Origin of the sequence: Alcanivorax sp., from assembly GCF_051117345.1 — a bacterium.
Taxonomy (GTDB): Bacteria; Pseudomonadota; Gammaproteobacteria; order Pseudomonadales; family Alcanivoracaceae; genus Alcanivorax.
The window spans coordinates 1-8,493 of the sequence record NZ_JBNPEC010000145.1; the positions used below are offsets into that span (position 1 = coordinate 1).

An 8,493-nucleotide genomic window follows, 5' to 3' on the forward strand; every position below is an offset into this window, starting at 1 on the left:
GGGACAGCTCCACCCCATAAGCGCCGATATTCTGGAACGGTGCCGCCCCGGCGGTGCCGGGAATCAACGACAGGTTTTCCAGCCCCTGCCAGCCCTGCTCAACGGTCCAGGCCACCAGATCATCCCAGTGCACCCCGGCCCCGGCAGCCACCCAGACAAACCCGGCGTCCTCTTTCACCCAGGCCATGCCATCCATAGCCGGACACAGGGTTAGCCCGGGTAGATCACCGTGGATCACCAGATTGCTGCCCTCGCCGATCACCTGCAACGGCTCAGCCGGGTCGCGCTCGGCCAACACCTGTTCCAGGGCATCCAGGGTGGCCGGCCTTGCCAGTCGTCGGGCACGGGCGGGCAGACGCAGGGTATTGAGTGCGCTCAGATCCGCATCCGTTTCCACTAGCGGAGGCTGAAGCAAGCTCATAACCGCTCTCGCAAGGCATCCAGCAGACCGTCGGCACCGCCCTCAATCAGGTCCAATACCCGGTCAAAACCGTCTTCGCCGCCATAATAAGGGTCCGGCACCTCACTCACAGACGCCGCACTGGCGTAATCCAGAAAGCGCCCCAGCGTGACGGAGACATCCGCCGGCTGCATGGCCTGCAGATCCGCCAGGTTGGCATTGTCCATGGCCAACACCACGTCGAACTTGTAGAAGTCTTGTGGACCCACCTGGCGAGCACGCAGGGAATCCATCTGGTAGCCGCGGCGGGCGGCCGCTTCCTGGGTACGCGGATCCGGGGCTCGGCCGATATGCCAGTCACCGGTACCGGCGCTGTCGATACGGATTTTTTCTTCCAGGCCGGCGGCGATGACACGTTCGCGGAAGACCGCTTCAGCGGTGGGCGAACGGCAGATATTACCCAGACAGACAAAAAGCACGGACACTGTCATGCCTGTCCTCCCAGCTCCGCGCGCAAACGCTCCAGATCTGCCTGGGTGTCTACCCCGCCCGGTACCGCCTCAATGGCCGGTGCCACATGAATGGCGACGCCATTGGCCATGGCCCGCAGCTGCTCCAGAGATTCCAGCTGCTCCAGTGTGGCCGGGGGCCATTGCACATATTGGTGCAGGAACGACACCCGGTAAGCGTAGATACCGATATGCCGCCACCATTGGCCGCCACTGATATCCCGGCTGCCGTCGGCAAAGGCATCGCGATGCCAGGGAATCGGCGCCCGGGAAAAATAGAGCGCTCGACCAGCATCATCGAACACCACTTTCACTACATTGGGGTTGAACAGATGGTCCGCGTCTTCGATGGGCTCACACAGAGTGGCCATCTGACAGGAAGGATTGGCGGCCAGGTTGGCGGCCACCTGGTTGATCACCGACGGCGGGATCAGCGGCTCGTCGCCCTGCACATTGACGATGATATCGTCATCGTCCAGTTCCAGTTTGGCAGCCACTTCCTGAAGACGGTCGGTACCGGAAGGGTGATCCTCCCGGGTCATGACTACCGGCACCTGCCCCGCCAGGGCATCAGCAATGCGGCTATCATCAGTGGCCACATAGACCTGCCCTGCCTCACTCTGCTGGCACCGCTCGGCCACTCGCACCACCATGGGCTTGCCGGCAATATCCGCCAACGGCTTGCCCGGCAAGCGGGTCGATGCATAACGGGCAGGCACCACCACATAAAAACTCATCAGAAAACCTCATTCAGTAAAGCTTCAAGCTACAAGCCGCAAGCTACAACGCGAGCAAAGGATTGTTGTCTCTGAAACACATCAGCCGCGACCAGAGATCAAGCGCGACCAGCAACGCTCACAATAAACCAAAGCCTATTCCGCGTTGAAGCTTGTAGCTTGTAGCTTGCAACTAGTCCTTTCCCAGCGCCCGGTCCAGCATCTGCTCCAGCAAGCCTTCCGGCAGACTGGCTGTCACCGGCAAGTACCACCAGTGTGGCTCGGCGAAGGGGGCGCATTTTACCGCATCCTTCTCGGTCATCAGCACCGGCAGACCGTCGGCAAACGCCAGATCCGCCGGCTGAAAAGCATGATGATCGGGAAAGACGTGAGGGGTGGCGCTCAGGCCTAGGATGCTGAGCAGATTGAAAAACCGCTTGGGGTTGCCGATGCCGGCCACCGCGTGGACCTGGGGATGCTCGCGCAGGAATGTCTGATGATCGAGTGTTTCGCCCGTGGCCAGGGAGGTAATGTCTGCGGGGCGCATGATCATCGGGTGCGCGCCACTCCAGCCACCCCCGGTGCTGACCACGAAATCCACTTCCTTGAGTCGGGTGGCCGGCTCGCGCAATGGGCCTTCCGGCAGGCAGTGGCCATTACCCAGACCACGCTGGCCATCGACCACAACAATTTCTGCGCTGCGCGGCAAAGCGTAGTGCTGTAGCCCGTCATCGCTGATAACCAGATCCGGTGCATGATCACGGATGGCCACCTCCAGTGCATTGCGACGATCCGGATCGAGAATCACCGGCACCCCGGTACGGCGGGCAATCAGCACCGGCTCATCGCCCACATTGAGGGCATCGCTATCGGCAGTAACCAAGCGGGGGTATTGATCGGTCTTGCCGCCGAACCCCCGGGACACCACCGCCACCTTCAAGCCACGGGCAACGGCGGCCTGCACCAGGGCAATCACCAGCGGCGTCTTGCCAGTGCCGCCCACGGTGATATTGCCGACCACCAGTACCGGCACCGGCGGCGACGGTTTTTCCTTGCGAAACCGTTGCAGGCGGCGCTTGGCTTCCAGGGACACCAGCATGGAGAGCGGCCGCAGCGGCACCAGCCAGGGGCTACCCTTATACCAGCCCTGTTGAATCCATTCGCTCAATGAGCCCATGGCCGGCTTACTCCTCGGCAAAATCCATGCGGTACAACTGGGTGTAAAGGCCATTCTTGTCCAGCAGTTCCTGGTGTGACCCCTGCTCGATCAACTGGCCCTGGTCCAGAACCAGAATCCGGTCGGCCTTCTCGATAGTCGACAGGCGATGGGCAATCACCAGAGTGGTGCGTCCAGCCATGACCTGCTCCAGCGCCTGCTGGATATGGTGCTCGGATTCCGTATCCAGAGCACTGGTGGCTTCATCCAGAATCAGGATCGGCGCGTCTTTCAGTAGCGCCCGGGCAATGGCGATACGCTGGCGCTGGCCACCGGAAAGCTGTACGCCATCCTGCCCCAACCGGGTATCCAGCCCCTGCTCGAGCTGCTCAATAAAGCGCCAGGCATGGGCATCACGGGCAGCCTGTTCAATCGCCGCATCGTCCATGACGCGCAGTTCGCCATAGGCAATGTTATTGCGCACGGTATCGTTGAACAGCACTACCCGCTGGCTGACCATGGCAATCTGGTGACGCAGGTCGGTAAGCTGGATTTCCGGCAACGGTACACCATCAAGCAGAATGCGGCCCTGATCCGGATCGAAGAAGCGCGGCAGCATGGCACTGATGGTGCTCTTTCCTGCCCCCGAACGCCCGACCAGTGCCACGGTTTCGCCGGATTTGATGGAGAAACTCAGATTCCTGAGAACCGGTTGCGCCGGATCATACCCATAGGTGACGCCGTCAAATTCGATATCTCCGCGCGCCTTGGTTGGCAGCACATAGGTACCGGCATCTTCTTCCTGTTCGGTATCCAGCAACTCGAACAGGCTGAACGCACCCGTCACCCCACGCTGCACTTTCACGTTCACATCGGTGAGCTGTTTGAGTGGTTTCTGGATCATGCCGGCGGCAGCGATATAGGACAGGAACCCCCCAACGGAGAGATCTTCGCCCATCAGGTTGATGTAGAGAAACGTGATCGCACCAATGCCCACTGCCACAAACAACTGCACGATCACTGTGCTGGCAATCTTGCTGGCGTTGAGCTTCACATTTTGTTTGGCAAAGCTGCGGCTGACACCGTGAAAACGATTGGCTTCCTGCTCCTGGGCACCAAAAATTTTTACTTCGCCACTACCCTCGATGGCTTCGCCAAGGAAATGGGTAATGTTGGCCATGGACGACTGGATACGACGACTGATCTTGCGAAACCGCTTGCTGGTCACATTCACCACCAGGGCAATCAACGGCACCACAGCCACCAGAATCAGCGTGAGCTTCCAGTTCTGCCAGAGCAGGAAAGCGGTAAGGCCAATCACGGTAAGACCTTCGCGGATAATCACGATGATGGCATCGGTGCCAGCACTGGTGACTTGCTGGGCATCGAAAATAATTTTCGACATGATGCGCCCGGACGCATTGCGGTGATATTCCGACTGGGGTAACCGCAACACATGGCCAAACACATCATTGCGCAGCACATACACCAGTTGCTGCGCCACCCAGTTCATGGAGTAGCTACCCATGAACTGGCCCAGTCCCTGGAAAATCACCAGCACCAGTGGCGCGATGGATACCAGCAGAACTTTGGCATCGGTGGGCTCGACAATGGTTTCGCCGAGGAAACCGGCAAGCTGGGCGGCCCCAGCCTGGGTTGCTGCATAGATCGCATAACCAATCACGCTGAGCACCAGCATGAACCAGTGTGGTCGAACATAACTGAGCAGCCGCCTGTAGGTCGGCCACACGTCCTCGGGGGGAAGAGGTTGACTCATTGTGCCTCGTTGGGAGATTCGCGAGTAGTGAGCGACAGCTTAACAAAACCCAGCTGTCCGGCCACGTCATAAACGCGAACCACCGACTGATAGGCCACATTGGCATCCGCATAGATTTGCAACGGCAAGTCGGTTTTTTCCTGCCCCAGTTTCAGCAGCGCAGTACGCAGCGTCTTGCTATCACTGGCCGCCAGCTTTTCGCCATTGACCAGATAATCGCCAGTAGACGTGATCGTCACCTCCACCTGATCCGAAGACTGCGCCAGCGGTGCCGCTTCAGCCTCCGGCAACGTGATGGACAACTGGGTCTTGTCATCAAAAGTGGTAGAGACCATGAAGAAAATCAGCAGCAGGAACACCACATCAATCAGGGGTGTCAGGTTTACGCTGATCTCCTCCTGGCTGGGCCGGGGAAATTTCACGCCTTGTCTCCTGGTTCCGCCTCACGATCACCGTGCACCAGATCCACCACATGTACCGCGTTCTGCTCCAGCTCCATGGTGATTTCTTCCACGCGACGCACAAAGAAGCGATGAAAGAAAATGGCCGGAATCGCCACCACCAGACCGGCAGCGGTGGTCAACAACGCTTGAGAAATACCGCCGGCCAACTGGGCCGCATCCCCGGTGCCATGCATCATGATGGCGGCAAACACGTCAATCATGCCGATCACAGTGCCCAGCAAGCCCAGCAGCGGCGTGATGGCAGCGATAGAGCCCAGGGTACTGAGAAATTTCTCCAGTTCATGCACCACGCTAGTGGCACTCTCCTGGATGCTTTCTTTCATGATGTCGCGACCATGGCGGGCATTGGCTAACCCGGTAGCCAGAATGCGACCCAGCGGCGAGCTGTCACGCAGCTTGACCAGATTACCCTCGTTGAGCAGACCCCGCTTGAGCAGCGTCTGCACCTGCGGCACGGTATCCGCCGGCGCCAACTTGCTAGGACGCAAGGTCCAGAAACGTTCCACCACAATGGCCAGAGCCACCACCGAACAGATCAAGATCGGGAGCATCATCCAACCCCCGGACTGCACAAGATCCTGCACCTTAACTTCTCCCCTCACTCTCGGCGTCACTCTCAGAGTGCGCGTCGGGTTAATTGGATTTTTCACCAGAAACGCCAGGCCGCTGGCCGATGCCAGGGTCTTTCACGAAATTGGCGCCATGTTGTTATAAGCGGCACATTATCAGCGGCACCCCAGCGAAACACAATCATGCCATCCCGGTCCGTGCGCAGAACTGTGACCCCGGCATTGCCCAACCGTTGCAGCACCTGCGGGTGCGGATGGCGAAAACGATTCCGATAACCGGCACTGACCAGCGCATAAGCGGGCTGCACCTGACGCAACAGGGCCGCGCTGGTACTGCTGTTACTGCCATGGTGGGCCACCACCAGCAAATCCGTCCGCGGCAGCGAACCCAGCAATCGATACTCACTCTGCTTGCCGATATCGCCGGGGATCAACAACGAGCTGCCGGCACCGGACACTTGCAGCACACAGCTCGACTCGTTGCCCGGCACCACCTCCGGCCCAGGCCACAGCAGCGTAAACGTCACACCATCCCAGCCCCACTGCTGCCCCGCCCGACACGCCTCGCTATCCGGCACACGTTGCGGCTCACCACTGGACACCGGTGCCAAACCGGCTAGCGCCTCCATTCCACCAGCATGATCATTATCCCCATGGCTGATAATAATGCGGTCCGGCATCAGCCCCTGGCGGGCCAGCCACGGCAGGATGATGCGCCGGGCCATACTGTCGCCGGGCCAGGACGGCCCGCTATCATAAATCAGCAGATGCTCCCGGGTGCGCACCGCGAGTGCCAGCCCCTGCCCCACATCAAACGCCACCAACTCCCAGTCACCCTCAGGTAATGGCGCTGCTCGCTGACACAACCAGGGCAATAACAGGATCGGCAGCAACCGCCGAGGAAACGGCAATGCGGGCACCAGCAGCAGAGCCAGTGCCACCATCGCAAACAACCCACTGGTTACCGTGGGCAACGGCAACTGCCAGCCACTGGTCGAGGACGCCAGCGATGCCATCAGCCACACAGACAGCTCCGTGCCGGTGGCCGCCCCCTCCAGAAGCCAGCCCTGCTGCAACAGGCTACCCAGCAAAGCCAGCGGCACCACGATGCAGGTATACAAGGGGATCAGAAACAGATTGGTCAGTGGCGCACTGATTGACCATTGCTGGAACAGAATGGCACCGAGCATGGCCATCATCACCGGCAGCAGTACCAGTAGCCACCGGGCTCCGTGACTGGTCACCAGCATGGCAATCGCAGCCACGGCGCCGAACGACAACCACAGGCTTTCCGAGAGCGCCGACAGCGGAAACAGCAGTAGCACCATCAACAGCGCCACCCCGAGGCTCTTCCACAATGGCACAGCCACCCGAGTACACTGCGCCCCTGCTACCACCGCCAGCATGATCACCGCCCGTACCGTGGGCAGGCTGAACCCGGCCAGGGCGGCATAACCCAGCGCCGCCAGAAGTGCCGGCCCCCAGGCAAGTTGTTGCAAAGTAAACGCGGTTAAAACCGGAAACAGGCGCTGCAGCACCGGCCCCAGCAACCAGCGCCCCAACCACCAGAACCAACCGGCCACAATGGCGATATGCAGTCCGGAGATGGCCAGCAGGTGGGCGCCACCGGTGAGCTGAAATTGCTGCCACAGCTGGCTGGACAACCGCGACCGGTCACCCACCACCAGTGCCGGCAGGATCGCTCTGCCCGCCGGCGACACGGATACCTGTTCCGCCACCCGGTCCGACAACCACTGCCGCCAACGATCCAGCCCCTGATCGCTGCCCAGCACGGTCCACGACTGCACCGTGCCCCGGGCATCAATGCCGGCGGCCAGATCACGCCGGGCCGCATCCACCCCGATGGCATTGTAGACGCCCCGGGGGACCTTCAACTTCACCCTCAGCGCAAGCCGCTGTCCTGCCATCACCTGCACAGGCAGTTCATAGGCGTTGACCCGGATACGGTGCGTACCGGGCCAGCGGCTTGCGCCCCAAACGTCCACCGTCAGCGTCTGGCGATAACGCCAGCGACCGAAGCGATACTCGTTGATCGTGGCCGGCAGCCCCACCACCTCGCCTTGCATGGCCAGGGTTTCCCCTTCCAGGGAAGCAGGCAACCGTGCTGACACGCCACTGTGCAGTTGCACCACGCCGTAACACCACAACAGTGGTAACCACACCAGCCAACGCCGCCCGCGCCGCCACCCCAATACCGCCACTACCACCAGTACCGGTAGCGGCCACAACACGCCCAGCCAGCATGCTGTCGCCAGCGCCGCCGATAACCACCACAATCGCATCCCTGCTCCCGTGGAAAATAGTCGCTTTCTTCACGGTCAGTCTTTGTATGATGTCCAGGAGACACAAAGCCCCGTGTAGGTGTATGCCTTTTTTTCCGATCCGGGCATAATAGCCAGCCGCGGGGTGCAGCCAGGTAAGTTTCTGACGCTATTTCATGCCCGCCATGCGCCATGAAGCCTCTGACAAGGCTCCCAACGCATAACACAAGTCGGGTGGTACCCAGCCTGCCGGGCACCTAAGCTGATACCGACACGACATTCACGGGATTCTCCCGACACGGTCTGCAGACGCGAGTTCATGCCAAAACGGATCTTCCGAAAATACCTGCCAAAACCGGATCGCCTGCGCGAACACAAAGCGTTGAGCTTTCTAGGTGAGGTATTGGCCGATCCGAACCTGTGGCATATCAACCGGCGCTCACTGGCCGGTGCCGCCTTTATCGGCGTCTTTACTGCCCTGCTACCCATTCCCCTTCAGATGGGCCTGGCCGCCCTGCTCGCAGTCCGCTTCCACTGCAACCTGCCGCTATCGGTGGTATTGGTGTGGATCTCCAATCCGGTAACCTCTGTACCTGTTTTCCATTTTACCTACCGTATTG

At 60.3% G+C, this 8,493-nt stretch carries 9 protein-coding genes; 1 reads left to right on the forward strand and 8 read right to left on the reverse strand.

Annotated features, from left to right (window positions below):
- The 8 genes from ACFE0K_RS09375 to ACFE0K_RS09410 form a co-directional block, all read right to left on the reverse strand.
- Positions 1-421 (reverse strand): FAD-binding protein (locus tag ACFE0K_RS09375; RefSeq protein ID WP_434535815.1); only part of this gene is annotated, 421 nt, incomplete at its 3' end.
- On the reverse strand, positions 418-891 hold the full coding sequence (locus tag ACFE0K_RS09380) for a low molecular weight protein-tyrosine-phosphatase (RefSeq protein ID WP_434535816.1): 474 nt from the start codon (positions 889-891) through the stop codon (positions 418-420). The genes ACFE0K_RS09380 and ACFE0K_RS09375, both read right to left, overlap by 4 nt.
- A complete protein-coding gene (gene kdsB / locus ACFE0K_RS09385; RefSeq protein ID WP_434535817.1) occupies positions 888-1,646 on the reverse strand; it encodes a 3-deoxy-manno-octulosonate cytidylyltransferase in 759 nt (252 codons plus the stop codon). The genes ACFE0K_RS09380 and kdsB overlap by 4 nt, the downstream gene beginning before the upstream one ends.
- Before the next feature lie 172 nt (positions 1,647-1,818).
- On the reverse strand, positions 1,819-2,802 hold the full coding sequence (gene lpxK, locus ACFE0K_RS09390; RefSeq protein WP_434535818.1) for a tetraacyldisaccharide 4'-kinase: 984 nt from the start codon (positions 2,800-2,802) through the stop codon (positions 1,819-1,821).
- A 7-nt stretch (positions 2,803-2,809) separates the two neighbouring features.
- Entirely contained in the window at positions 2,810-4,558 is a 1,749-nt protein-coding gene (msbA, locus tag ACFE0K_RS09395; protein WP_434535819.1) for a lipid A export permease/ATP-binding protein MsbA, read from the reverse strand.
- A complete protein-coding gene (locus ACFE0K_RS09400) occupies positions 4,555-4,980 on the reverse strand; it encodes an ExbD/TolR family protein (protein WP_035247299.1) in 426 nt (141 codons plus the stop codon). Before ACFE0K_RS09400 ends, msbA begins: the two co-directional genes overlap by 4 nt.
- Positions 4,977-5,606 carry a MotA/TolQ/ExbB proton channel family protein gene (locus ACFE0K_RS09405; protein WP_290538150.1) on the reverse strand — a complete coding sequence of 210 codons (630 nt, stop codon included), beginning with the start codon at positions 5,604-5,606 and terminating at the stop codon, positions 4,977-4,979. The genes ACFE0K_RS09400 and ACFE0K_RS09405 overlap by 4 nt, the downstream gene beginning before the upstream one ends.
- A 62-nt stretch (positions 5,607-5,668) precedes the next feature.
- On the reverse strand, positions 5,669-7,894 hold the full coding sequence (locus tag ACFE0K_RS09410) for a DNA internalization-related competence protein ComEC/Rec2 (protein ID WP_434535820.1): 2,226 nt from the start codon (positions 7,892-7,894) through the stop codon (positions 5,669-5,671).
- 298 nt (positions 7,895-8,192) lie between these two features.
- Between ACFE0K_RS09410 and ACFE0K_RS09415 the strand changes: the two genes are divergently transcribed.
- A partial coding sequence (locus tag ACFE0K_RS09415; RefSeq protein WP_434535821.1) for a DUF2062 domain-containing protein occupies positions 8,193-8,493 on the forward strand: 301 nt, incomplete at its 3' end.